The following is a 24,085-nucleotide window of genomic DNA, read 5'->3' as shown; positions in this document are numbered from 1 at the left end:
GGACATTGCTGTCCGCCCGAGTGAATTATGGCGTGTCACAGAAAATCAGCCTTTGACACACACCACCTGCCGCAACGTATGCACGATCTCGACCAGGTCGTCCTGGGCCGCCATCACTGCATCGATGGGCTTGTAGGCGGCCGGGGATTCGTCGACCACGTCGGCGTCCTTGCGGCATTCCACATGGGCGGTGGCCTTGATGTGGTCGTCGAGCGAGATCAGCTTCTTCGCGGCGGTGCGGCTCATCACCCGGCCTGCGCCGTGGCTGCAGCTGCAGAAGCTGTCCTCGTTGCCGAGGCCGCGCACGATGAAGCTCTTCGCGCCCATGCTGCCCGGGATGATGCCCAGCTCGCCCTTGCGCGCGCTCACCGCGCCCTTGCGGGTCACGTGCACGTTCTTGCCGAAGTGGTGCTCCATCTGCACGTAGTTGTGGTGGCAGTTCACCGCTTCGGCCTGGGCCTCGAACGGCTTCGGGATGACCTTGCGCATCGCCTCGACCACGTGGCGCATCATGATCTCGCGATTCATGCGCGCGTAGCGCTGCGCCCAGTCCACCGCGAACACGTAGTCCGCGTAGTGCTGGCTGCCTTCCGGCAGGTAGGCGAGATCCTGGTCCGGCAGGTTGATCATCCAGCGGCGCATTTCCTGCTTCGCCAGCTCGATGAAATAGGTGCCGATGGCGTTGCCGACGCCGCGCGAACCGGAGTGCAGCATGAACCACACGCGCTGTTCCTCGTCGAGACAGATCTCGATGAAGTGGTTGCCGGTGCCGAGCGTCCCGAGATGGTTGAGGTTGTTGGTCTTCTTCAGGCGCGGGTGGCGCTCGCAGATCTTCTCGAAGTCGGACACGAGCTGCGACCAGCCCTCGACCGACAGCGTCGGCGCGTTCTCCCAGGCGCCCTTGTCGCGCGGACCGACGGTGCGGCCATGCGGCACGGCACGCTCGATCGCGCTGCGCACGCCGGCGAGGTTGTCCGGAAGATCGCTCGCCATCAGCGAGGTGCGCGCCGCGATCATGCCGCAGCCGATGTCCACGCCGACTGCCGCCGGGATGATCGCGCCGATCGTCGGCACCACCGAGCCCACGGTCGCGCCCTTGCCCAGGTGCACGTCGGGCATCACCGCAATCCAGCGATGGATGAAGGGCAGCTTCGCGATGTTGCGCAGCTGGTCGCGCGCCTCGTCCTCCAGCGGGACGCCGCGCGTCCACAGCTTGATCGGCACCGCGCCCGGGTCCTGGATGACGTTGTAGTTGTAGTTGTAGTTGTAGTTGTAGTTGTGGTTGTGGTTGTGGTTGTGGTTGTGGTTGTGGTTGTGGTTGTGGTTGTGGTTGTGGTTGTGGTTGTGGTTGTGGTTGTGGTTGTGGTTGTGGTTGGTCATGGTGAATTCTCGCATTGCAGAAAGGAAACGGCGACAAGAGGAACGGAAGATGTTGTGACACCACAGGGTCGGGGGACCTTGTGTCCCGGGGATTGAACCCGGTCGCGCGGACAAGCCGCACTTACCCGTGTACTTCCGCCAGCATTCGCCGCTGGAAAGCGGGGATCGCCGACCGCGACGAGGCGTGATGACGCGAAAATTTGAGCTCTACCAGACTGAGCTACCGATGCACTGACAGGCACCGGGCGGGATTCGAACCCGCGACCACAAGGAGCGCCATCGGCATTCGCGGCCGACGAGTCGAACGTGAAGAAGTAGCTTCGCCTCTTCGACAAAGAGTGATGGAACGTTTCATGCAGCGCCTTGAACCACTCGGCTACCGCCGCTTGCCAGCGACGGGCAGGATTCGAACCTGCGATCTCCGCACCCCTGTAGTTCCACTGGCATTCGATGGAGACGAAGTTGAGAAATTTGATGTGAAAGGATGCCAATCGCGACAAGAATGACGGAACGTTTTCCTGCTCTACCCCTGAGCTACCGCCGCATGCTTTCACGGCGGGCGGGAATCGAACCCGCGACACGGACATTAAGAGTGTAGTTCCGTCGGCATTCGCGACCGACGAGGTGAAACGCTTTGCTTGTCATCCCGAGCGCAGCGAGGGACCTGCTTGTCGATGAAACTTCAAAACAGGCCTCTCGCTGCGCTCGGGATGACATGTGAAAACCGGCGACAACGGAGACGAGGATCGGGAAAACGTGCCTGCTCTATCCGACTGAGCTACTGCCGCATAGTGGCTGACGATCGTGGATCGGCAGCCATGATGCTGGCGCGGCAGGTGGGACTCGAACCCACGACCTGGACCATCTTGAGGTGTAGTTTTCCCAGCATTCTCCGGCGTCGACGGTGGGGAGCATGACGATCGCGACAAGGGGTATGGGACGCATTGGAGTGTAGTCCCGATGGCATTCGCGATCGCCATCAACGCTTGAATTCTCTGCCTGGCCGGCCCCATTGCCGGCCAGGACTTTTCATTGCCACTTACAACGGCATGCTCGCGATGCGGTCGACCCAGCGACGCGCGCCGATGCCCTCGGCTGCGAAGCTGGCGAGCAGGTCGAACACCACGTCGCTAAAGCCGCCGACATGCAGCACGTCCTCGCGCTCCACCGTCTGGCTGGTGGCGTACGGCTGCAGGTCGATGCAGACCAGCTTCGCGTTCGGACAGCGCGCCTTGATCTGCGCCCACTGGCGCATGGTCTCGGTGGCGCCGGAGCCGCGCGTGTCGCGCCAGCTCTCGTTGTCCGAGATCAGCACCAGCAGGTCGACCTTCGCCTTCTCCGCGTTGAGCTTCGCCAGCGGCGCGCTCACCGTGGTTCCGCCGCCGCACAGCTTCGCCAGCTGCTGCGCCTGGGTGATCACGCTGTCGCGCGGGTTCAGGCGCAGGTCGCGCACGACGGTGTCGAACGGCATCACCCGGGCGAGCGGGTTGGTGCGCTGCACGCAGGCTGCGATCAGCGCCGCCACGTCGACGCAGCGCGTCACGGTGGTCGCGCCCTTGCGATAACCGGTGACCGCCGAGCTCATCGAGCCCGACACGTCCACCGCCACCACCACGTCGCCTTCGAGCTTCGGCACCTGGCGGGTCGCGATTTCCATCGCGTCCTGCAGGGCCTCACCGATCGCGCGCGGCAGGTCGCCGGTCGCCTGGAAGGTGGTCAGCAGCTGGTACGGCAGCACGCGCGCCTTGCGGATCGCGGCCTCGTCGGTCAGCTTCGCCACCACCTTGCGCAGCACGTAGGCATCCGTGAAGACACCGTGGCGCGCGAAATGATTGAGGTTCTGGCGCAGCGACTGCCACGACGCACGGGTGGCCACCGTCTTCCAGTGCGACGACGTCAGCGGCTGCGACGTGTAGTACTGGAACGGCAGGTCCGGCAGCGTGCGCGAGGGGTCCTTTTTGAACGCCTCGTAGGCGCGCACCTTCTCCGGCAGCTTGTCGGCGTCGTACGGCTTGCCGATCAGCCACGCATACAGCGCCTGGCGCTCGGCGTCGGCCGGCTTCGGGTGGACCATCTTCACGATGTCGCCGAGCGACGGGTCGTTGCCGATGGCGGCCGAAACGATCTGGTCGACGCTCGCGTTCTGCAGCCAGTCGCGGATCAGGCGCTTGGGCAGCGAGCCCAGCGACTTCCGGCCGACGCGGCCGCTGCGCAGGATCTGCACCACGTTGCGGAGCATGCGGCCGTTGTCGACCACCTGCGGGAACGCGGCGGCGAAGGCCTCGCGGTCGCGCACCGACAGGGTCGCGAGCAGCAGCGCCGGCATGTCCTTCATGTGGCCGACCTTGCGGGCGTAGATGGCGGTGCGGGCGACGAAGCCCGGCTCGACCTCGCCGCAGAGCTTCAGGGCCATGTCCAGCTGCTCGCCGGCGTCGGCGTAGAAGGTGCCATTGAGGCAGCCGGTCGCCGCGTACAGCGCCAGCGCCGCCTTCGGGCTGCGGGCGTAGGCCAGGCCACCGGCTTCGTTGCGGGTGGTGGCGTTCGGCAGCAGGGCGCCGCGGCTGGAGGTGAAGAGCGAGGTGTTGGCCATGGTGTCGTCCTTTCGGGGATGCCCGATCTGCGTGTCGTTTGCCCTGCATAAGGCAACCCCCGTGCCAACTTTTCCGGAATACATACATCTCATTGATATTGAAAGGATTTCGTGAATTTCCTGGCGTGCTGCCGAACGATCCTCATCGTGATTTCATATACTTTGGGATAAGAATTTATCGGATAAAATCATGCGAAAGCGCCAGGTCGTGTTCGGAATGATCGGCACCCAGCTGGACGCGGCCAGCGGACCGGGGCGCTGGGAGAAGTGGCGCCCGACGGTGTCGCTGGGCATGCACGAGGACTTCCAGCTGGACCGGATCGAGCTGCTGCTGGACGAGCGGCGGTATGCGCGGCTGGGCGACACGGTCGGGGCGGACCTGGCGCAGGTGTCACCGGAGACCACGGTGGTGCGCCACGACATGCACCTGGCCGATCCCTGGGACTTCGAGGGCGTGTACGCCTGCCTCCACGACTTCCTGCGCGGCTACGACTTCCGCCCGGACGAGGAGGACTACCTGATCCACATCACCACCGGTACACACGTCGCGCAGATCTGCTGGTTCCTGCTCGCCGAAAGCCGGCTGTTCCCGGGCCGGCTGCTGCAGACCTCGCCGCCGCGCAAGCAGCGCAGCGGCGATGCCGGCACGTGGACCACGATCGACCTCGACCTGTCTCGCTACGACCGCATCGCGCAGCGCTTCAAGCAGCAGCGCATCGACGACCGCGACCTGCTCAAGAGCGGCATCGCCACGCGCAACGCCACGTTCAACCGGATGATCGAGCAGATCGAGACCGTGGCCACGCGCTCGAAGGCACCGATGCTGCTGATGGGCCCGACCGGCGCCGGCAAGAGCCAGCTGGCCAAGCGGGTGTTCGAGTTGAAGAAGCTCAAGCACCAGCTGCCCGGGCGCTTCGTCGAGGTGAACTGCGCCACGCTGCGTGGCGACGGCGCGATGAGCGCGCTGTTCGGCCACGTGAAGGGCGCGTACACCGGGGCCGGCAGCGACCGCGCCGGCCTGCTGCGCTCGGCCGACAAGGGCCTGCTGTTCCTCGACGAGATCGGCGAACTGGGCCTGGACGAGCAGGCGCTGCTGCTGCGCGCGCTGGAGGAGAAGCGCTTCCCGCCGGTCGGAAGCGACCGCGACGTGGAAAGCGATTTCCAGCTGATCGCCGGCACCAACCGCGATCTCGGCGAAGCCGTGGCGCAGGGCCGCTTCCGCGACGACCTGCTGGCGCGCCTGAACCTGTGGACCTATCGCCTGCCCGGGCTCGCCGAACGCATCGAGGACATCGAACCGAACCTCGATTTCGAGCTGGAGCGGTGGTCGCGCGAGCAGCACCACCGCGTCGCGTTCAACAAGGAAGCGCGGGCGCGCTTCCTCGCCTTCGCGACCAGCCCGGAAGCGCGCTGGCCCGGCAATTTCCGCGATCTCGGTGCATCGGTCATGCGCCTGGCCACGCTCGCCGATGCGGGGCGCATCACCACCGCGCTGGTCGACGAGGAGATCGCCCGCCTGCGCGCGCAGTGGCGCGTCGGCAGCGAGGTCTCGCCGCTGCTGCCGCTGCTGGGCGATGCGCTGGACGATCTCGACCGTTTCGACCGCGTGCAGCTGGAAGAGGTCGTGCGCGTCTGCGCCCGCGCGAAATCGCTGTCCGACGCCGGCCGCACCCTGTTCGCCGCCTCGCGTCGCCAGCGCACCAGCACCAACGATGCCGACCGCCTGCGCAAGTATCTCGCCCGCTTCGGGCTGGATTGGGAGCGGGTGCGGGCCGTAGAGTGACGCGTTCGCGACCCCCGAAGACGCCGCATGCACTGGATCCTGCAGACCAACCTGTTCAAGGAAACCGAGTGGGACAGCCTGGTCGGCGCCCTCGAACGCTTCGACCTGCCATACAGCGTGCACAAGGTCATTCCGTTCGTGGGCGAACTGGAGCCTGCGCCGGTGCTGCAGGACGCCAAGGCCGTGTGCTTCGGTTCGTACTCAATGCGCCATGCCGCGAAGGCGCATGGCTGGACGCCAGGCGTCTACGACCTGTTCGACCAGGATTTCCACGCGCAACTGGCGGCATGGGGCGATCGCATGCTCAATGCGGATTCCCGTGTGCTTGCCTTCCAGGACGTGCGACTGGAAGGGCCGACCTTTCTCCGCCCGATCGACGACTCGAAGTATTTCGCCGGTCGCGTCTTCGATGTGGACGAGTTCGAGGCCTGGCGGCAACGGGTCTGCGATCTGGACGAGGACTACGGCACCAGCCTGTCGCCTACGACCCAGGTGCAGCTGTGCGTGCCCAAGACGATCCACGCCGAGTACCGCTACTGGATCGTCGGCGGCGAGATCGCCACGAAATCGCTGTACAAGCTTGGTCGCCGTGTCGTGTACAGCTCCGACGTTGATGATCGGCTGGATGCCTTCGTCATGCAGGCCGTTACGGACTGGCAGCCGCACCGGGCCTTCGTGATCGATGTCTGCGATACGCCCGACGGTCCGAGAATCGTGGAAATCAACACGATCAACTCGGCCGGTTTCTATGCGGGCGACGTGCAGCGACTGGTGGCAGCGCTTGAGGAGTTGGAGCGGTGAATTCCTGCTGGCTGCAGCTCGGTGGGCAGAATGCCCACCCTGCGAACCGAATTGGTTCCGACGCATGCTCCCGCTCCTGATCCCCCTGCGCTATCTCGCCGTCGCCGGACAACTGGCGACGATGCTGTTCGTGGCCTGGCGGCTCGGACTGGGCATTCCGCTGGCGCCGATGCTGTCGGTGTCGGTGGCACTGCTGGTCTTCAACGTCGTGCTGCACCTGTGGTGGCGGCGCGGCGGGCAGGGCGGGTCTCGGCTGCTGATGACGCAGCTGGTGGTCGACATGGCGGCGCTGACCGCGCTGCTGTATCTCGCGGGTGGCCCGGCGAATCCGTTCGTGTCGCTGTACCTGGTGCCGGTCGCCATCGCAGCGGTCGGCCTGGACCTGCTGCCGGTGCTGGGCCTGGCCGTACTGTCCGCGCTGCTCTACACCGGGCTGATGCGCTGGCACGTGCCACTGCCGACGGTGCACGGCCGCGATTTCGAACTGCACATCGTCGGGATGTGGATCAACTTCCTGCTGACCGTGACGATCATGGCGGTGGTGCTGGGTCGGTTCATGGCCACGGTGAAGCGCCAGCGGCGCGCGCTGGCCGAGGCGCGCGAACGTGCGCTGCGGGACGAGTCGGTGCTAGCCTTGGGCACGCTGGCCGCCGGCACCGCGCACGAACTGAACACGCCGCTGACCACGATGGGCCTGCTGCTGGACGACTGGCAGGACGGGCACGCGCCGGATGACGAGGACCTGGCGCTGATGCGCGCGCAGCTGGCGCATTGCCGCGACCACGTCCGCACGCTGGCGGACCTGGCGCGACGCGGCGATGCCGACGAACCGCTGCCGCGCGATGCCGATGGGCTGCTGCGCGATTGCGTCGATCGCTGGCGCCTCCTGCGGCCGAGCGTGATGGTCTCGCTCGATGCCGGTGCGGACAGGCATGCGGTGCGCGTGGACGCGACCCTGCCGCAGGCGTTGATCCACCTGTTCAACAATGCCGCCGACGCGAACGCGCGAAGCGGCGCAGACGCGGCGGTCGAAATCGCGTCGCGCATCGTCGAAGGCCGGCTGTGCATCGCGGTGTGCGATCGCGGCGATGGACCGGACGCGCTGGCGGCGTTCGCTCGCGCCGAACGCAGTGCGCACAACCTCGGCGTCGGCCTGATGATCTCCAATGCCAGCATCGAACGCGCCGGCGGGGCGGTGCGCCAGTTCGCGCGGGACGGCGGCGGCTGCATCACCGCGATCGTGCTGCCGCTGGCGAACGACGAGGCGGTCGCACCATGAGCGATGTGTCCCGCATGCTGCTGATCGACGACGACGTGGCGTTCTGCACGGTGCTGGCGCGCCGCCTGCAGCGCGAGGGCATCGCCTGCGACATCGCCCACGACGCCGAGACTGCGATGCGCCTGCTCGACATGCTGCCGACCGACGCGCGACCACGGCGCATCCTGCTCGACCTGCGCCTGGGCGCGGACAACGGGCTGGCGCTGATCCAAGCGCTGCGCGAGCGCTGCCCGGATGCACGCATCGTGCTGGCGACCGGCTACGCCAGCATCGCCACCGCCGTCGACGCGATGCGCCGCGGCGCCTGGCACTACCTGCCCAAGCCCTTTGACCTCGACAGCCTGCTGCGCAGTTTCGGCGATGCACCCGATGCGGTGCCGGCCGATATCGCGGAAACGCCGCCGACGTTGCGCCGGCAGAGCTGGGAGCACGTGCAGCGCGTGCTGGCCGAATGCGAGGGGAACGTGTCCGCAGCGGCGCGGGTGCTCGGCGTGGACCGGCGCACGCTGCAGCGCAGGCTGGCGAAGCGACCGGTGCGCGAGCGCGGCTGAGGCCTTGCGATCTTCCAATGCGTTTGTAGAGCGGAGCTTGCTCCGCTCATTCTTCTCGCCACCCTGAAGATCGAGCGGAGCAAGCTCCGCTCTACGGAGACATTTCAGTGTCCGTGATGCCCGGCTTCGCGCTTGGCGCCGAGGCCGCGCACGCGGAAGGCGATCTCGACGTTGCCGGCCTTCTCGAATCGTGCGGTGGCGACGACCACATCGCCTTCGACGAAGGGCTGCTTCGGCCCGAACAGCATGAGGTGGTAGCCGCCCGGGGCCAGTTCGATCTTCGCGCCCGCCTTCACCGGCAGGCCGGCATCGATCCGACGCATGCGCATCATCCCGTCCTCGTGGCGCATCTCGTGGATCTCGACGCGCGCGACTGCCGCGCTGGTCACCGAGACCAGGCGATCGTCCTTCGCGCCAGTGTTGCGCACGGTCATGAAGCCGCCGGTGACACCCGCGCCCGGTGGCGTGGCGCGCACCCAGGGGTCCTCGATGCGCAGGTCGCCCACGCGCTGCGCACCGGCAGGCACGCAGGCGGAAAACAGCACCACGCCGAGCGCGACGGCGGCAGCGGCCATCCGGCCCTGCAGGCGGATCACGAGGGCTCTCCATCGAACAGGCACCACGGACGCGGCACGGCGTCCGCCAGCATGCGGGCGGACAGGGCCATGCCCCAGGACAGCAACCACAGACTCACGGCGACGGACCACCAGGACATCATCGTTTCTCTCGATCAGGGACAGCGACGACCTCCGGGGTGCGATGCACGGCAGGCCAGGCTTCGCAGGAATGTCGCCGGGTACAAAGCGTAAGCCGCTGGCGTGGCGTTGGCGATGCGGCGTTTTGCCGCAGGCCGGGGCGGCGGCGGCTCTCGACAATACCGGCCCCGATCACGGACCGGTCCGCACCATGCGCCACGCCCCGCTCTTCCTCGCGCTCGCCCTGGCCCTGCCGGCCCTCGCGGCCGGCGCCGACACGCCGGCCCCGGCCGACGATACAAACCAGAACGACACAAACCAGAACGACGCCCCGGCCACGCCCGACGGCGGCGAAGACGGCGATGCGCAGACGACGCGCACCCTCGGCACGATCACCGTGACCGGCGTGCGCCCGACCTCGCTGCCGACGCAGATCCCGACGACGATGGAAGGCATCACCGGCGACGAGGCGGAGGCGACGATCAACGCGATCGACGCCGAGGACGTGCTCAAGTATTTCCCGAGCCTGCTGGTGCGCAAGCGCTATGTCGGCGACTTCGACCACGCGGTGCTGGCCACCCGCGCCTCGGGCACCGGCAACAGCGCGCGTTCGCTGGTCTATGCCGACGGCATCCTGCTGTCGAACCTGCTCGGCAACGGCGCCTCGTTCACGCCGCGCTGGGGTCTGGTGGCACCGGAGGAGATCGCCCGCGTCGACGTGCTGTACGGTCCATTTTCGGCGGCGTATCCGGGCAATTCGGTCGGCGCCGTGGTCGATTACGTCACGCGCATGCCGCAGTCCTTCGAAGCCCACGCGAAGCTGAGCCATCACCACCAGGATTTCGAGCTGTACCGCACCCGCGACAGCTACGGCAGCACCCAGGCCAGCGCCTCGATCGGCGACCGCTGGGGCGCGTTCTCGGCCTGGCTGGCGGTGAACCGCCTGGACAGCGAAGGCCATCCGATGGTGTTCGCCAACCTGCTGCAGTCCAGCGGCACGACGGGCAGCGGCACGCCGGTCACCGGGGCGGTGGCGGGGCGCAATCCGCGCAACCAGCCCTGGTACCTGCTCGGCGCGACCAGCATCGTCGAGACCGAGCAGGAACACGCCAAGCTCAAGCTCGCCTACGATTTCAGCGACGACCTGCGCCTGAGCTACACCTTCGGCACCTGGCGCAACGACGTGTTCCGCGATTCCGAGACCTGGCTGCGCGACGCCGCAGGCAACCCGGTGTACAGCGGCAACGTGCTGATCGACGGCCGGCGCTACGCGGTGCCGGCGACCGCGATCAGCCTGCAGCAGGCCGACCTCGAACATCGCATGCATGGCCTGGCGCTCAAGCGCAGCAGCGGCAAGACGCTGGACTTCACCCTCGCGGTGAGCCGCTACGACTACGTGCGCGATCGCGTGCGCTCGCCGACGGTGGCACGGCCGATCGCAGACACCGGCGGTGCCGGGCGCATCGCCGACAGCGACGGCACCGGCTGGCGCAGCGCGAATGCGCACCTCGTGTGGCGACCGAACGACGCGCACGTGGTCGAGTTCGGCGTGCAGGACGACCGCTTCACGCTGGACACCGAAGTGCGCGACACCAGCGACTGGCAACGCGGCGCACCCGGCGCGCGCTTCTCGGCCTTCGGCGGCAAGGCCGCACTGACCGGCGTCTTCGCGCAGGACACCTGGCGCTGGTCGGAACGCTGGACCGGCACCTTCGGTCTGCGCTTCGATCGTTGGCGCGCGCACGACGGCCTGCTCGCGAACGCGACGACGGTCGCACGCTTCGCCGGACGCAGCGAGACCGCGCTGTCGCCGAAGGCCGCGCTGGCCTTCGCGTTCACCCCGGACACCTCGCTGCAGGCCTCGGTGGGACGCGCGGTGCGCTTCCCGACGGTGAGCGAGCTGTACCAGGGGTCGCTGGTCGCCGGCAGCGTGGTGAACAACGATCCGAATCTGAAGGCCGAGCGTTCGACGACCTCGGAACTGTCGCTGGTCCATGCGCTGGACAACGGCAGGCTGCGCGCGACCGTGTTCCACGAGCGCACCCGCGACGCGCTGTATTCGCAGACCAACGTGCTGGTGACGCCGAACATCACCAACATCCAGAACGTCGGCGCGATCCGCACCACCGGCATCGAGCTGGCCGGCGAGTGGCGCGCCCTGGGCATCGAAGGACTCGAACTGACCGGCAGCGTGACCTTCGCCGATTCGATCATCCGCGAGAACCCGAACTTCCCGGCGAGCGAGGGCAAGTGGCAGCCGCGCGTGCCGCGCTGGCGCGCCAACCTGCTGGCCAGCTACGCCCCGAGCGCGCAGTGGCAGTTCACCGCCGGCGCGCGCTACAGCGGCAAGCAGTTCAACACGCTGGACAACAGCGACCCCAACGGTGACGCCTACACCGGCACCAGCCCGTTCTTCGTCATGGACCTGCGCGCGCGCTGGCGCCCGACCGAACACTGGGGTCTCGCGCTGGGCGTGGACAACCTCAACGACCGCACCTACTGGAATTTCCATCCCTACACCCAGCGCACCTGGGTGGCGGAACTGCGCTACGACTGGCGCTGACGCCGATCGCTGCGAGCGGCGATCGCCCACGACGAACGTCCAGACCGTGCACACACCTGCGCGACGATTCGCGGCGCGAAAGCCGCGAGTCGTCGCGTTTCGCGCTTTCCCCCTGAAGAAGTCCGTACCACCGATGATGACCACCTTCGCTTCCACATCCTCCCGTACCGCTTCCTTCCGCCATCCGGCGCGCGCCGCGCTGGCGCTGGCCATCGCCGGCACGCTCGCCGCCTTCGCGGCCTCCGCCGACGACGGCACCCCGCAGCAGGCACGCGGCGACGAGGCCGACACCCTCGACACCATCGTCGTGACCGGCACCAAGACCGACGACGCCTTCGGCGCCAAGTCGGGCATCCCGCTGTCGAAGATGCCGCAGAGCGTGCAGGTGGTCGATGCCGAAGCAATCCGCACCCAGGGTGCCCGCAGCATCGGCGACGTGCTGCGCAACGTGCCCAGCGCCAACCCCGGCCAGTCGCGGGTCGCGCGCTACCAGAGCTTCAGCATCTGCGTGCGCGGCTTCCTGGCCGACCAGATGCGCAACGGCATGCGCCAGCGTTACTACGAGGACATCGATGCCTCGGCGATGTCGAACGTCGAGCGCATCGAAGTGCTCAAGGGCCCGTCGTCGGTGCTGTACGGGCAATCGGCGGTCGGCGGCATCCTCAGCATCATCACCAAGCGTCCCGAAGATGAGTTCGGCGGCAGCGTCGACGTGCAGCTCGGCAGCGACGACGCGCGCGTGGCCGGCTTCGACCTGACCGGTGCGCTGGACGCGGACAAGCGTTTCGCGGTGCGCCTGACCGGCGAGATCGAGCGCTCGGGTACCTTCGTCGACCAGCAGGACATCGACCGCAACAACATCGCGCTGGCCGCGCGCTGGCGCGCATCGGACACGGTGACCGTGCACTGGCTGTCCGAATACATCGAGCGCGAGACCCTGGGTTATCCGGGGTTGCCGGTGATCGGCACCGTGGTCGGCAATGGCCGGGGCGGCGTGCGTCGCGACGTCTTTCTCGGCGAACCCTCGCTGCGTCCGCTCACCGCCGATTCGCCGCTGATCCAGCTCTGGGCCGACATCCGCCTCTCGGAGCGCTGGACGCTCACGCCGCGCTACCAGTACCAGGGCTTCCGCACCGATTTCAGCCAGATCCGCCTGCGCGGCATGCAGGCCGATGGCGTCACCCTCAACCGCAACGGCCGCTACGGCACCGAAGACGACGATTACCGCATCGGCCAGATCGACCTGTCCGGCCGCTTCGACACCGGCCGCGTCGGCCACCAGTTGCTGGTCGGCGTCGAAGGGAGCCGCGAGCACAGCACCTTCCTGCAATACAACCTGACCAATGTCGGCCCGATCAACGTGCTGGCACCGGTCTATACCTATCCGGCCACGGCACCGAACGCGGTGTTCGCCTTCGATTCCGTTGGTCGCGCCGACGGCGTGGCGATCTACGCGCAGGACCTGATCGCGCTGACCTCGTCCTGGGACCTGATCGTCGGCCTGCGCCACAGCCGCTTCGACTACGTGTCGACGTTCAACGGCACGCGCGACCGCACGACCTCGTCGGCGACCACCTGGCAGCTGGCCAGCAACCTGCGGCTGTCGGAACGCTGGTCACTGTTCGGCGGCGTGAATACCGGCTTCGACACTGAAAGCACGTTCGGCGCGCGCGCCGCCGACGGCCGCGCGTTCGACCCCGAACGTTCGCGCCAGGTGGAAGCAGGCGTGCGCTTCAACGGCGAGCGGCATCGCTTCAGCGCCGCGCTGTTCGACGTGCGCCGCATCGATGCGCTGACCGCCGACCCGCAGGATCCCGACTTCAGCGTGCAGGATGGCGAGCAGCGCGTGCGCGGCATCGAACTGGAGGGCACATTGCGTCTGGCCGACGGCTGGACGCTGGACTGGGGCGTCGCGCACCTGGACGGCGAGGTCACGCGCAGCAACGACGGCGACCAGGGCGCGGAACTGGGCAACACGCCACGACTCACCGGCCTGCTGCGCACCCGCTACGTGCTGGGCGAGACGCCGTGGTCGTTCGATGCCGGCGTATACGCCACCGGCGAACGCCGGCTGGTGAACGGCAGCGACGTGCGTCTGGCGGGTTACGGGCTGGTCGACCTGGGCGTGCAGTACGCGCGTGGCGACTGGGCGCTGGGCCTGACCCTGAACAACGCGCTGGACAAGCACTACTACACCGCCTCGGGCAATGTCTTCGGCGTGCTGCCCGGCGATCCGCGCCACGTGATGCTGCGCGTGACCCGGTCCTTCTGACCGGGTCAGGGCTTCAGCGCGCTGCGGTACCGGCCACCGGCAGGGTCACCGTGGCGCGCAGGCCGCCGAACGTGGGCGAGGCGTCGAGGACGATCGTACCGCCGAGGCGCTGCAGGGCCTCGGCGACGATCGACAGGCCGAGGCCGCTGCCTTCGACGCCGCTGCCCAGCTCGCGATGGAAGCGCGAGAACACCCGCTCGCGAGCATCCTCGGGAATGCCGGGGCCGGCATCCTCGACCACCAGCGTCGCGCGGTCGCCGTCGCGGTCGGTGCGCACCCTGATCTGGCCGCGCGCGGCATAGCGCACGGCGTTGTCGACGAGGTTGCGCACCACCGCGTCGACCAGCAGATCGTCGCCAGTCACGGCCACCGGGGCGAGGTCGAGCGCGATGCGCGCGGCGTCGATGCCGGTGGCGGCGACGACATCGTCGCGGCAGCGTCGCGCGACCTCGGCCAGGTCGACCGACGCAGCCTGCGCGACCGTCGGTGCGTCGCGCTCGATCCGGCTCAGCGCCAGCAGCTGCGCGACCAGGCGTTCCATGCGCGCGATGCCGGCATCCAGTCGCTGCTGCGACTGCGCGCGTTCGTCGGCATCGGCGGCATGGGCGAGGTTGTAGGCGTGCAGCTTCAGCGCGGCGATCGGCGTGCGCAGTTCGTGGGCGGCGTCGGCGGTGAAGCGCTTTTCGCGGAACAGGGCTTCCTGCAGGCGCGCGAGCAGACCGTTCACCGCACCGATGATCGCGGCGATTTCCCGGGGCACGCGGGTGAGGGCGATCGGCGCCATGCGTTCGGGCACGCGCTCGTCGACGGCGTCCGATACCCGTCGCAGGCTGCCGCAGGCCCAGCCCACCGCCAGCCAGACGAACAAGGCCAGCAGCGGCAGCGCGACCAGCAGGGGCAGCATCGTGCCGAAGGCGATCTCCTCGGCGATCTCGCTGCGGATGCCGGCCAGTTCGCCGGACTGGTACCAGCGCCCGCCCGGCGAGCGCAGGGTAAAAGTGCGCCAGTGCTCGCCGTCGATCAGGCTGTCGGCGAAGCCCGGCGCCAGTGGCGCCAGCGGAAGCGCAGGCCCGCTCTCCGAACGCAGCAGCAGCACACCGGCGGGATCGCGCACCTGGAAGGCGAGCTTGGTCTCGTAGACATGGCCGCTCGATTGCGCGAGGGATGCGTGCTCGCCGTCGAAGGTGCCGTGCCAGACGCGGATCACCCGGGGCGCATCGGGAGCCGCGCCGGGGCTGCGTGGCGGCAGCTCGTCCAGCGGCGCGTCGGTGAGGCTCATCAGCACGCGCGACGAGTGGGCGAGCTTGGCGTCGAACAGTTCGTCCGCCTCGCGCAGGCCGCTGTTGTAGCTGAAGGCGGCGGCGACCAGCAGCACCACCGTGGTGGTGCCGATGATCGACAGGAGCAGGGCGCGACGGATCGAGGACATGACGGCAGTTCAGCGCATCCGCGACGGGGCGTCCAGCATGGGCCGGGCCGGCCTCAGCCCGCGCTGCCGTCCTGCGACGGGGCGGACGGGACCGGCGCCGACTGCGCCACTTGCTCGTCCAGAGCGTAGCCGACGCCGCGCAGGGTGCGGATCAGCGCCGGGTCGAGCTTGCGGCGCAGGGCGTGCACATGGACATCGAGCGCGTTGCTGGCCACGTCCTCGTCCCAGCCGTAGAGGCGCTGCTGCGCCGATTCGCGGGTGATCGGCCGGCCGCGCTGCTCCATCAGCAGGCGCAGCAGGGCGAACTCGCGGCGCGGCAGGTCGATGGCGCGGCCGCGCCAGCTCACCGCGAGCTGCACCGGATCCAGTTCCAGCGCGCCGAAGCGCAGCAGCGGCGTGGCCCGGCCGACGCTGCGCCGCAGCTGCGCGCGCACCCGCGCTAGCAGCTCGTTCACGTCGAAGGGCTTGCCGAGGTAGTCGTCGGCACCGGCATCCAGGCCGAGCGTGCGGTCGCGGGACCGCTCGCGCGCGCTCAGCACCAGGATCGGCACGTCGGCGCCGGCGCGGCGCGACTGGCGGATGACCTCGATCCCGTCGACGTGCGGCAGGCCGAGGTCGAGCACGACCAGGTCGAAGCCGCCGTCGCGGATCGCGGCCAGCGCGCTGGCGCCATCGCGCAGCCAGTCGACGGTGTAGGCGGCGCGGCGCAGCGCGGTACGCAGGCCTTCGCCCAGGGATTCGTCGTCTTCGACCAGCAGGATGCGCATGGGGCCAGTGTCGGCGCCGGCTCAGCGCGAAGCAAGGTGCGCGCGGACCTTGGCGAGCAATGCGGTCGCTTCCTTGCGCCGGCCCTGGTCGGCCAGTTCGCGACCCGGGCGCGATGGTGCGGCGAGCGCCTTCTCCAGCGCGGCGGCGGCGGCCTTCCAGTCGCCCTGGTCGCGCAGGAAATCGCCGTAGAAGTAGTTCGGATCGATGCCGTCGGGATTGGCCTTCAGACCCTTGCGCAGCAGCTCGCGGGCCTTGTCGTCGTCACCGAAGCCGACCGGCCAGCCGGGCACCTGGTAATACAGCACGCCGAGGCTGGTATAGGCCGAGCCATCCAGCGCGTTCGGGTCGAGCTTGATCGCCTGCTCGAAGTCGGCGCGCGCCTGCTTCGCGAGACCGAGCGCGCCGAGGCCGCCGCGTTCGCCGGCGTAGCTGGACAGGACGATGCCTTCCCAGATCAGCGCAGTGGCGTCCTTCGGCTGCGCGGCCTTCGCAGCGGCGGCCTGTTTGGCGAGCGCCTCGAACGCGGCTTCGCGCTGCGCCTTGGGGACGTTGTAGTTGACCTCGGCCCAGCGGTCGCGCACGGCGGCGACCTGCGGCGAGGGATCGCCGGCGAATGCGGCGGCAGTAGCAGCGAGCAGGGTCGCGCCGAGCGCGGTGGCGACCAGGCGGTTGCGGAGGATGTGCATGGGAAGCTCCTTCGGGAAATGGATGACGGGTGGCGTCTGGACGAGGCGCGCGTGCTGCGGTCAGGACGCGGCGTGGCGGCGGACGATGGGCAGCTGCGCGGCGAGGTTGCGATCCACCAGGCCGGGCAGCGCGCCGTTGATGCGGGCGAAGAGTTTCTCGGGCCAGCCAATCTGCATGCGCCGGCGACCGCTGGCGATGGCCGCGACCAGCTGCGCGGCGACATCGGCCGGGTCGTCCTGGGCGACCTTCATCTCGCGGTTCATCGCCTCGACCTGCGGCGTGTTGAACGCGGTGCGGGTCGCGCGCGGCGACAGGTACTGGAAGCGCAGCGGCGTGTCGGCGTATTCGCGCGCCAGGCCTTCCATCAGGCCGCGCAGGCCGAACTTGCTGGCGCTGTAGGCTGCGAACCCGGGAAACGCCAGGCTGCCGAAGGTGGAGCCGATCGCCACCACCGAGGATTGCGGATGCTTACGCAGGATCGGCAGCAGGGCGTGGATCAGGGTCATCGAGGCGATGAGGTTGGTGTGGACCAGCGCCTGCAGCGCCTCCGGCGTCTGCTGCTCGAACAGGCCGAACGCGCCTTGCGCGTGTCCCAGCACCACGACCGACGGCGTCGGCTGCAGGCGGGCGACTTCGGCGACGAGCTGCGCCGGGCCTTCGGGATCGGCGAGGTCGACGATCAGCGGGACGATGCGACCCGACGCGTGCCGCGCCGCGATCGCCTGCAGCCGCGCTTCGTTGCGACCGACGGCGACGACGCGCGCGCCCGCCGCGACCAGCGCATCGCACAGGGCGGCGCCGATGCCGCCGCTGGCGCCGGTGAGGAGGACGGTCCGACCGTCGAGCGTGCTCATGCGGCCTCCCGGACGGCATCGCCCTGCACGGCGGCGCGTTCGTCGCGCAAGGTGCGGAACACATCGCCGTAGAGCTTGTAGAAACGCTTCGCGGCGTGGATGACCGCGCGGCGATCGTCTTCGTCGTCGAGCCGGTTCATCAGCTGTTCGTAGAAGCCGGTGTGCTCGATGTCGAGGTCTCCGTGCGAGCGCAGGTAGGTGAAGGCGTTGCGCGGCAGGCCTAGCGAGGTCTCGATGGTCTCGGCGGCACGGGTGGCGAGGGCGACGCTGGTGCCTTCGAGCACCAGCACCATGCCGAAGAAGCCGACCGGGTTGCCGCGTGCGATGGTGTCGTAGGCGTAGGCGACCATCAGTTCGGTGGCCTCGGCCGGCTGCGACCGCTCGGACGCGTCGCGGTCGGCACCGCAGGCGGCGAGGTCGTCGAGGATCCATTCGTGATGGCCCATCTCCTCCTCGATGTAATCGCCGACAGCGGTGCGGAGCCATTCGAGCCGCGCCGGCAGGCGCGCGCCGCAGGCCATCAGCAGCGGCACGGTGTGGCGGACGTGGTGGAAGGCCTGGGTGAGGAAGGCGATGTAGTCCTCGCGACGGATGCGCCCGCCCAGGGCCTCCTGGATGATCGGGATCGACAGCAGCGAGGCGCGCTCGGCCTGGGTCTCGGCGAGCAGTCGGTCGTGGAAAGCGATGTCGTTCGATGCGGCGGTCATGTGGCGGTATCCGGGATGCGTTCGGTGGGGAAGGAAGCGGCGGCGTCGCGCGCGTAGCAGGCCTCGACCGCGTCGGCATGGCGGGCGAGGATGGCGTCGCGGCGCGGGCGGCCGTTGCTGGTCAGCAGGCCGTCTGCGAAGGTGAAGGGCGCATCGGCGCGGACGATGTCGCGCACGCGGGCGTAGTCGGGCAGCGCGCGGTTGATCACGTCGAGCGCGGCGCGCAGCGTGCGGTCGTCGGCCGCGGGATCGCGCGGCCAGACGATCGCGATGTTGAACGGCCGCGCCTCGCCGTGGACCACCGCCTGGGCGAAGGCCGGATGCTGCAGCAGCTCGCTTTCCACCCATTCCGGCGACACGTTGCGCCCGAACGCGGTGATGAACAGGTGCTTGCGACGACCGCTGATGTGCACGTAGCCATCGTCGTCGATGTGGCCGAGGTCGCCGGTGGCGATCGGGCCATGCCGCGAGTCTTCGTCGCCGAGGTAGCCGAGCATGCGCACGCCTTCGACGAACAGTTCGCCGTCGCGCACGGTCACGCGCGCATGCGGCAGCGGACGACCGACGCTGCCCGCGCGGGTCGCGCCGGGCCGGTTGAGGCAGACCACCGAGGCGCATTCGCTGAGGCCGTAACCTTCGAACACCGGCAGGCCGACGGCCTCGGCGCGCGCGACGAGGGTTTCGCCGACGCGACCGCCGCCGACGGCGAGGAATTTCAGCGAATCCGGCAAGGCAGCACCGCGTTCCGCCGCCATCACCAGCGCCAGCAGCAGCTGCGGCAGCAGGATCGCGCTCTCGGGACGATGGCGATGCAGGCAGGCGAGCAGGGTCGGCACGTCGAGCCCGGCCGAACCGCTGTAGCCGATCTCGCCGAGCGAGGGCACGACGATCTCGGCATCCGACAGCAGGGCCGCGCACAGGCCGCCGACGTTCTCCAGCAGGGTCGACAGCGGCATCAGGCACAGGTGGCGCCTCGCCGACAGCGGGCCTGCGGCCTCGGCCAGCGAGGTTGCGACCGCGAGCAACGCGTCGGCATCGAGGCATACGCCCTTCGGCGTGCCGGTGGTGCCGGAGGTGAAGGTGATGACGACCGTGCCCTCGGGCAGGTCGACAGGTTGCGCGGGCAACGAGACGAGGCGCATCGCGTCGCCGAGCGCGCGCGACGGCAGCAGCGAGAACGGCTCCGGCAGCGGCGCGTCGACCGACACCACCAGCGCATCCGCACCGCTGCTGGCCAGCGCATGCGCGACCTGCCCGGGCGTGAAGAAGGTCGGCAGCGGCACGTGCACGCGGCCGAGCGCACGGATCGCCAGGTCCAGGGCCAGCCAGTCCGGCCCGTTGTCGAGGCGGCTGGCGATGCGCGCGGCGCCGCTGTCCTCCAGGGCTTGTGCGAACTGGCGGATGCGCGCGGCGAAGTCGTCGCCGGTCCACTCGCCGCCGGTCCAGCGCACGCGCACCGCGTCGCCGCCGATGCCGGCGATCAGGTCATCGAAGGTCGTGGTCGTATCCATGCGGCTGCTCATGCGCCCGCCTTCGCCGTGCGCGGCAGCCAGGCGGGACAGGGCGACATCGACGGCAGCGCGCCGCTGCGCACCAGGTACGCGTGGCCGGCACCGATGTCGCCGAACATCAGGGTCGGCTGGGTGTCGTAGTAGCGGCCCCAGTCGCTGGCATCGCCCTGCAGCCGCGAGGCCAGCGCCGGGGCCAGTTCCACGGTGGCCAGGTGCAGCCGATCGAACGTGTTGCGCAGCTGCCGCGTGGCCGCGAACAGCACCCAGCGGAAGCCGGCGAGGTGCAGCCAGTGGGTCATGTGCACGATCAAGGCGCGCGCGTCGCCGGCGCGCACCGCGCCGAAGTTGCCGGCCTCCACCAGCGCGGATCGCGACACCGGCCGGCCGAGGTGCGCGGCGATGGCGTCGTCCGCCGGCACGTCGAGGTACTGCTCGACGAACAGCGGACCTTCGTCGCCGCTGCGCAGGCCGACCGCCGCGCGCAGTGCGCCGGCGTCGTTGCGGAAGGCCAGCAGGTGCGGCAGGAAGGCCGCGAGCGAAGCGCCGTAGCGCGCGCGATAGACCTGGGCGATGAAGGCCTCGGTCTCGGCGCGACGGGCATCGCTGGCATCGACCAGCGCGCCCTGTGTGAAAGCACCGTCGACGACGCGCTGCGTCGGCATCGGGACGAAGGCGTCGGACAGCGTGTCGGGCATCGTGGGCGTCATGAGCATCATGGAGCGGGATGCTCGGCGCCGCGGATTAAGCGTCGATTAGCCGATTGTGAGCGTCGCGTGAGGGAAGCGTTCGCTTTTCATTGCGACCCGTGCATGCGGTCACGCGCTTGACGCGGACTTAACGCGCGCTTGTCGAAATCCTGACGAAAACGAGGATGGATCGCGAATCGTTCGCGTTTGCGCGCGAACGAAACGATACATGCCATGCGTGCGCGCAATCGCACGGAACTTCCGCGGACGCAGCCCGCGCCGATCGTTCAACCGTCGCCGATCGCGCATGCGCGCGCCTTGTCGCGCATCAGGTCGCGATCACGGACATTGCCGGCGAGTGCGGCGGCGCGCTGGTATTCGATGCCGGCTTCCGGCAGTCGGCCCAGGCGTTGCAGCAGGTCCGCGCGCACCGCATGCAACAGGCCGTAATCGCGCAGCGCACCGCCCTCGCAGAGCGCATCCACCAGCGGCAGAGCGGCCTTGGGACCTTCGGCCATGCCCACCGCGACCGCGCGGTTGAGTTCGATCACCGGGGACGGCATCACCGTGCACAGCACGGCATACAGCGCCGCGATGCGCGACCAATCGGTGTCCTCGGCGCGCGCGGCGATGGCATGGCAGGCGGCGATCGCGGCCTGAAGCGCGTACGGTTCGCGGCCGCCGCCGAGTGCCTGCGCGCGACGCAGCGCGACCAGGCCGCGGCGGATCTGCAGGCGGTCCCAGCGGCTGCGGTCCTGCTGCAGCAACAGCACCGGCGCGCCATCGGCATCGGTGCGCGCGCGGGCACGCGACGCCTGCAGCTCCATCAGCGCGAGCAGGCCGAGCACCTCCGATTCGTCGGGCATCAGGCCGGCCAGCACGCGCGCCAGGCGCAGCGCTTCCTCGCACAGCGCCGGACGCATCCAGTCGTCGCCGGCGCTGGCCGCGTAGCCTTCGTTGAACACGAGATAGATCACTTCGAGCACGGCGTCGAGGCGTTCGGCCAGTTCCGCGCGGCGCGGCACCTCGAACGCCACGTCGCGCTCGGCGAGCGTGCGCTTGGCGCGCACGATGCGCTGGGCCACGGTCGGCTCCGCCTGCAGGAAGGCGCGCGCGATCTCGGCCGTGGTCAGGCCACCGAGCAGGCGCAGGGTGAGCGCGACCCGCGATTCGCGCGGCAGCACCGGATGGCAGGAGACGAACACCAGGCGCAGCAGGTCGTCGCCGATGTCGTCGTCCGCGAAGGCTTGCGCTTCGTCGCCCATGGCGTCTCCGTGCAGCGCCAGTTCGATGCCGTACTCGTCCTGGCGCCGGGCGTGCAGCGCACGCTGGCGCAGGTGGTCGATGGCGCGATGCTTCGCTGTGGTCATCAACCAGGCCGCGGGATTGTCCGGGACGCCGTCGGCGGGCCAGCGCTCCAGTGCGGCGAGCAGCACGTCCTGCGCCAGCTCCTCGGCGACACCGACGTCGCCGGTCATCCGCGCGACGCGGGCCACCAGCTTCGGCGATTCCATGCGCCACAGCGCGTCGAGGGTCCGTTGGAGGCGGGCGTCGGTCATCGGCGGCGATGACACCACCGCCGGTCCCGGCATGCAAGCTGCGCTCATCCGTTCAGCGAAGGCATGCGCCGTGCGCGTTCAGTATTCGACGATCGACTTGAAGCCGCCCCAGAACATGCGCTTGCCGTCGAACGGCATCTCGCCCGGCGGGCAGATCTTCTGCATGCGCGGATCGGCCATGACCTTCGCGTTGATCCTGTCGCGCTGCGCGCGCGACCGGTAGACGATCCACGCGAACACCACGACTTCGCCCGGCTTCAGTTTCACCGACTGCGGGAAGGACGTGTGCTTGCCCGGCTTCACGTCGTCCTCCACGCATTCGCAGTAGGCGAGCGCGCCGTGGTCCATCCAGATCTTGCCGGCCTTGCGCGCAATGCTGCGATAGGCGGCGATCTTGTCCTTCGGCACCGGCAACACGTAACCATCGACGTACGACATGGGTCTGCTCCTCGTTTGGGATGATGATGCGGGGGGTCACACCGGTGCGTCGGTCTTCATGCAGTTGACCATCCACGGCTTGCCGAAGCGGTCGGTGAAAGCGCCCCAGCGATGGGCCCAGAAGGTTTCGGCGAGCGGCATCTGCACCGTGCCGCCTTCGGAGAGCGCGGCGAAGATGCGCTCGGCCTCCTCGATGCTGGTCACGTCGATGTTCACGCAGGTGCCCACGCCGGCATCGACGTGCGGCGGGGGGCCGTCGGCGCCCATCAGCACCGCGCCGCCGGCCTCGAGCTGGCAGTGCATGATCAGGCTGTGGGTGTCGGGCGGCATCTGGCCGGACATCGGCGAATCGCCGTAGGTCATGCGCATGACGATCTCGCCGCGGAACACCTCGCGGTACAGGTCGAACGCGGCGCGGCAGTTGCCGTTGAAGTTCAGGTAGGCGATCAGACGCATGGCGGGCTCCTCGTGGCCTCGATGGGAAAGGGGTGGATCGGACAGGCGTCAGGGTTCGCCGGCGATGCGCTCGCGCAGGCGGTCTTCCTGTTCGCGCAGCTCGGGGGTGAAGGCCTCGCCGAAGTCGTCGGCCTCGTACAGCGGGCGGATCTCCAGGCTGGAGCCACCGCTGCCGGGATGCGGGTCGGGGCAGCGGCGCGCCCATTCGATGGCTTCCTCCAGCGAACGCACCTGCCACAGCCAGAAACCGGCGACCAGTTCCTTCGTTTCCGCGAAGGGGCCGTCGATCACCTGGCGGCGGTCGCCGTCGATATGGACGCGCACGCCCTGCGAGGTCGGCTTCAGGCCCTCGCCGGCCAGCAGCACGCCGGCGTTGGCGAGCGCCTCGTTGTAGCGGCCCATCGCCGCCATCAGCTCGGTGGACGGCAGGACGCCGGCCTCGGACTCGGCGGTGGCCTTCACGATCACCATGACCTTCATGTCGTTCTCCTCGGTAGGGTGGGGCGGCCTGTCCGGCCCCATACCCGTCACGACGAACGACGACGCCCGGGATCGACACGGGGCGCAGGAAATTTTTTCCGTCGCTTCCGGCACGGGTCCGGGCCCCGCGCCTGCGGCATCATGGGCGCCGTCCCCCGTATGCGCGGAGCCGCCGATGCAGTACCTGCTGCTGGTCTACACCGACCCCGAACTGATGGCCACCCTGCCCCAGGCCGAGTTCGACCGGCTCATGCACGGCTGCATCACCCACGCCGACGAACTGAAGGCCAGCGGCTGCCTGCTCGGCTCGCAGCAGCTGGAGGACGCCCGCACCGCGCGCACCGTCCGCGTCCGCGACGGCGCCGCCCGTGTCACCGACGGCCCCTTCGCCGAAACCAAGGAAGTGCTGGCCGGCTTCAACCTGATCGAAGCCGACAGCCTGGAGGACGCCGTGCGCATCGCCCACGAATTCCCGTGGATCCGCTTCGGCAGCATCGAAGTCCGCCCGGTGCGCGATTTCGACGCGGTGCGGAGGCGGGTGGGGGCGTGATGAAACTGCTCGTCATCCTCGCGCTCGTGACTCTGCAAGCGCACGG

The 24,085-nt window shown here is 69.0% G+C and carries 22 protein-coding genes; 7 read left to right on the top strand and 15 right to left on the bottom strand.

The annotated features are described in order from the left end of the window. Positions 1–45 precede the first annotated feature (45 nt). Both ACFQ0E_RS04390 and ACFQ0E_RS04385 read right to left on the bottom strand, forming a co-directional pair. Entirely contained in the window at positions 46–1,380 is a 1,335-nt protein-coding gene (locus ACFQ0E_RS04390; protein WP_386822470.1) for an RtcB family protein, read from the bottom strand. Positions 1,381–2,419: 1,039 nt separating this feature from the next. Continuing rightward, positions 2,420–3,970 carry a VWA domain-containing protein gene (locus tag ACFQ0E_RS04385; RefSeq protein WP_386822469.1) on the bottom strand — a complete coding sequence of 517 codons (1,551 nt, stop codon included), beginning with the start codon at positions 3,968–3,970 and terminating at the stop codon, positions 2,420–2,422. Between the two features lie 190 nt (positions 3,971–4,160). On the opposite strand from ACFQ0E_RS04385, the gene rtcR reads away from it, so the two are divergent. The 4 genes from rtcR to ACFQ0E_RS04365 all read left to right on the top strand — a co-directional run bounded on the left by rtcR (position 4,161) and on the right by ACFQ0E_RS04365 (position 8,384). Next, positions 4,161–5,753, top strand: coding sequence for an RNA repair transcriptional activator RtcR (rtcR, locus tag ACFQ0E_RS04380; protein WP_386822468.1), 1,593 nt, complete (start codon positions 4,161–4,163; stop codon positions 5,751–5,753). 27 nt (positions 5,754–5,780) lie between these two features. Then, complete coding sequence (locus tag ACFQ0E_RS04375; protein WP_386822467.1) at positions 5,781–6,554, top strand: ATP-grasp domain-containing protein; 774 nt, start codon at positions 5,781–5,783, stop codon at positions 6,552–6,554. A gap of 64 nt (positions 6,555–6,618) precedes the next feature. Continuing rightward, the gene (locus ACFQ0E_RS04370; RefSeq protein WP_386822466.1) at positions 6,619–7,833 is read left to right on the top strand and encodes an ATP-binding protein; all 1,215 of its coding nucleotides are present in this window, start codon (positions 6,619–6,621) and stop codon (positions 7,831–7,833) included. Further along, a complete protein-coding gene (locus tag ACFQ0E_RS04365) occupies positions 7,830–8,384 on the top strand; it encodes a response regulator transcription factor (protein ID WP_386822465.1) in 555 nt (184 codons plus the stop codon). Before ACFQ0E_RS04370 ends, ACFQ0E_RS04365 begins: the two co-directional genes overlap by 4 nt. Positions 8,385–8,488: 104 nt before the next feature. On the opposite strand, the gene ACFQ0E_RS04360 is transcribed toward ACFQ0E_RS04365, so the two are convergent. Continuing rightward, positions 8,489–8,980 carry a copper chaperone PCu(A)C gene (locus tag ACFQ0E_RS04360; protein ID WP_386822464.1) on the bottom strand — a complete coding sequence of 164 codons (492 nt, stop codon included), beginning with the start codon at positions 8,978–8,980 and terminating at the stop codon, positions 8,489–8,491. Continuing rightward, the gene (locus ACFQ0E_RS04355) at positions 8,977–9,099 is read right to left on the bottom strand and encodes a hypothetical protein (protein WP_386822463.1); all 123 of its coding nucleotides are present in this window, start codon (positions 9,097–9,099) and stop codon (positions 8,977–8,979) included. Before ACFQ0E_RS04355 ends, ACFQ0E_RS04360 begins: the two co-directional genes overlap by 4 nt. Positions 9,100–9,290: 191 nt before the next feature. Between ACFQ0E_RS04355 and ACFQ0E_RS04350 the strand changes: the two genes are divergently transcribed. Beyond that, entirely contained in the window at positions 9,291–11,642 is a 2,352-nt protein-coding gene (locus ACFQ0E_RS04350) for a TonB-dependent receptor (RefSeq protein WP_386822462.1), read from the top strand. 136 nt (positions 11,643–11,778) lie between these two features. Further along, positions 11,779–13,914 carry a TonB-dependent siderophore receptor gene (locus ACFQ0E_RS04345; protein WP_386822461.1) on the top strand — a complete coding sequence of 712 codons (2,136 nt, stop codon included), beginning with the start codon at positions 11,779–11,781 and terminating at the stop codon, positions 13,912–13,914. 13 nt (positions 13,915–13,927) lie between these two features. Here ACFQ0E_RS04345 and ACFQ0E_RS04340 read toward each other — a convergent pair whose 3' ends face one another. From ACFQ0E_RS04340 to ACFQ0E_RS04290, 11 genes are all read right to left on the bottom strand, one after another. Next, positions 13,928–15,322 (bottom strand): ATP-binding protein, encoded by a 1,395-nt coding sequence (locus ACFQ0E_RS04340; protein ID WP_386824023.1) that lies wholly within the window; start codon positions 15,320–15,322, stop codon positions 13,928–13,930. A 74-nt stretch (positions 15,323–15,396) separates the two neighbouring features. Continuing rightward, the gene (locus tag ACFQ0E_RS04335; RefSeq protein ID WP_386822460.1) at positions 15,397–16,110 is read right to left on the bottom strand and encodes a response regulator transcription factor; all 714 of its coding nucleotides are present in this window, start codon (positions 16,108–16,110) and stop codon (positions 15,397–15,399) included. Between the two features lie 21 nt (positions 16,111–16,131). Then, entirely contained in the window at positions 16,132–16,797 is a 666-nt protein-coding gene (locus ACFQ0E_RS04330; RefSeq protein WP_386822459.1) for a hypothetical protein, read from the bottom strand. A gap of 60 nt (positions 16,798–16,857) precedes the next feature. Continuing rightward, the gene (locus ACFQ0E_RS04325) at positions 16,858–17,652 is read right to left on the bottom strand and encodes an SDR family oxidoreductase (protein WP_386822458.1); all 795 of its coding nucleotides are present in this window, start codon (positions 17,650–17,652) and stop codon (positions 16,858–16,860) included. Beyond that, positions 17,649–18,359: a TenA family transcriptional regulator gene (locus ACFQ0E_RS04320; protein ID WP_386822457.1), complete on the bottom strand. Its 711-nt coding sequence runs from the start codon at positions 18,357–18,359 to the stop codon at positions 17,649–17,651. The genes ACFQ0E_RS04325 and ACFQ0E_RS04320 overlap by 4 nt, the downstream gene beginning before the upstream one ends. Beyond that, the gene (locus ACFQ0E_RS04315; protein ID WP_386822456.1) at positions 18,356–19,870 is read right to left on the bottom strand and encodes an AMP-binding protein; all 1,515 of its coding nucleotides are present in this window, start codon (positions 19,868–19,870) and stop codon (positions 18,356–18,358) included. The genes ACFQ0E_RS04320 and ACFQ0E_RS04315 overlap by 4 nt, the downstream gene beginning before the upstream one ends. Positions 19,871–19,878: 8 nt before the next feature. Then, on the bottom strand, positions 19,879–20,532 hold the full coding sequence (locus tag ACFQ0E_RS04310) for a thermostable hemolysin (protein ID WP_386824021.1): 654 nt from the start codon (positions 20,530–20,532) through the stop codon (positions 19,879–19,881). Between the two features lie 311 nt (positions 20,533–20,843). Continuing rightward, on the bottom strand, positions 20,844–22,115 hold the full coding sequence (locus ACFQ0E_RS04305; protein ID WP_386822455.1) for an RNA polymerase sigma factor: 1,272 nt from the start codon (positions 22,113–22,115) through the stop codon (positions 20,844–20,846). A gap of 78 nt (positions 22,116–22,193) precedes the next feature. Beyond that, on the bottom strand, positions 22,194–22,553 hold the full coding sequence (locus tag ACFQ0E_RS04300) for a DUF1428 domain-containing protein (RefSeq protein ID WP_386822454.1): 360 nt from the start codon (positions 22,551–22,553) through the stop codon (positions 22,194–22,196). Positions 22,554–22,589: 36 nt separating this feature from the next. Then, the gene (locus ACFQ0E_RS04295) at positions 22,590–23,009 is read right to left on the bottom strand and encodes a VOC family protein (RefSeq protein ID WP_386822453.1); all 420 of its coding nucleotides are present in this window, start codon (positions 23,007–23,009) and stop codon (positions 22,590–22,592) included. A 48-nt stretch (positions 23,010–23,057) separates the two neighbouring features. Further along, positions 23,058–23,489: a YciI family protein gene (locus tag ACFQ0E_RS04290; RefSeq protein WP_386822452.1), complete on the bottom strand. Its 432-nt coding sequence runs from the start codon at positions 23,487–23,489 to the stop codon at positions 23,058–23,060. Positions 23,490–23,664: 175 nt separating this feature from the next. Here ACFQ0E_RS04290 and ACFQ0E_RS04285 point away from each other — a divergent pair, with 175 nt between their 5' ends. Beyond that, a complete protein-coding gene (locus ACFQ0E_RS04285; protein ID WP_386822451.1) occupies positions 23,665–24,039 on the top strand; it encodes a YciI family protein in 375 nt (124 codons plus the stop codon). Positions 24,040–24,085: the final 46 nt, after the last annotated feature.

This window comes from Lysobacter brunescens (assembly GCF_042677005.1).
GTDB classification, from domain to species: Bacteria; Pseudomonadota; Gammaproteobacteria; order Xanthomonadales; family Xanthomonadaceae; genus Lysobacter_I; species Lysobacter_I brunescens.
Note: the sequence above shows the minus strand (reverse complement) of the source record. Positions and strands in the feature narration are given on the sequence as shown.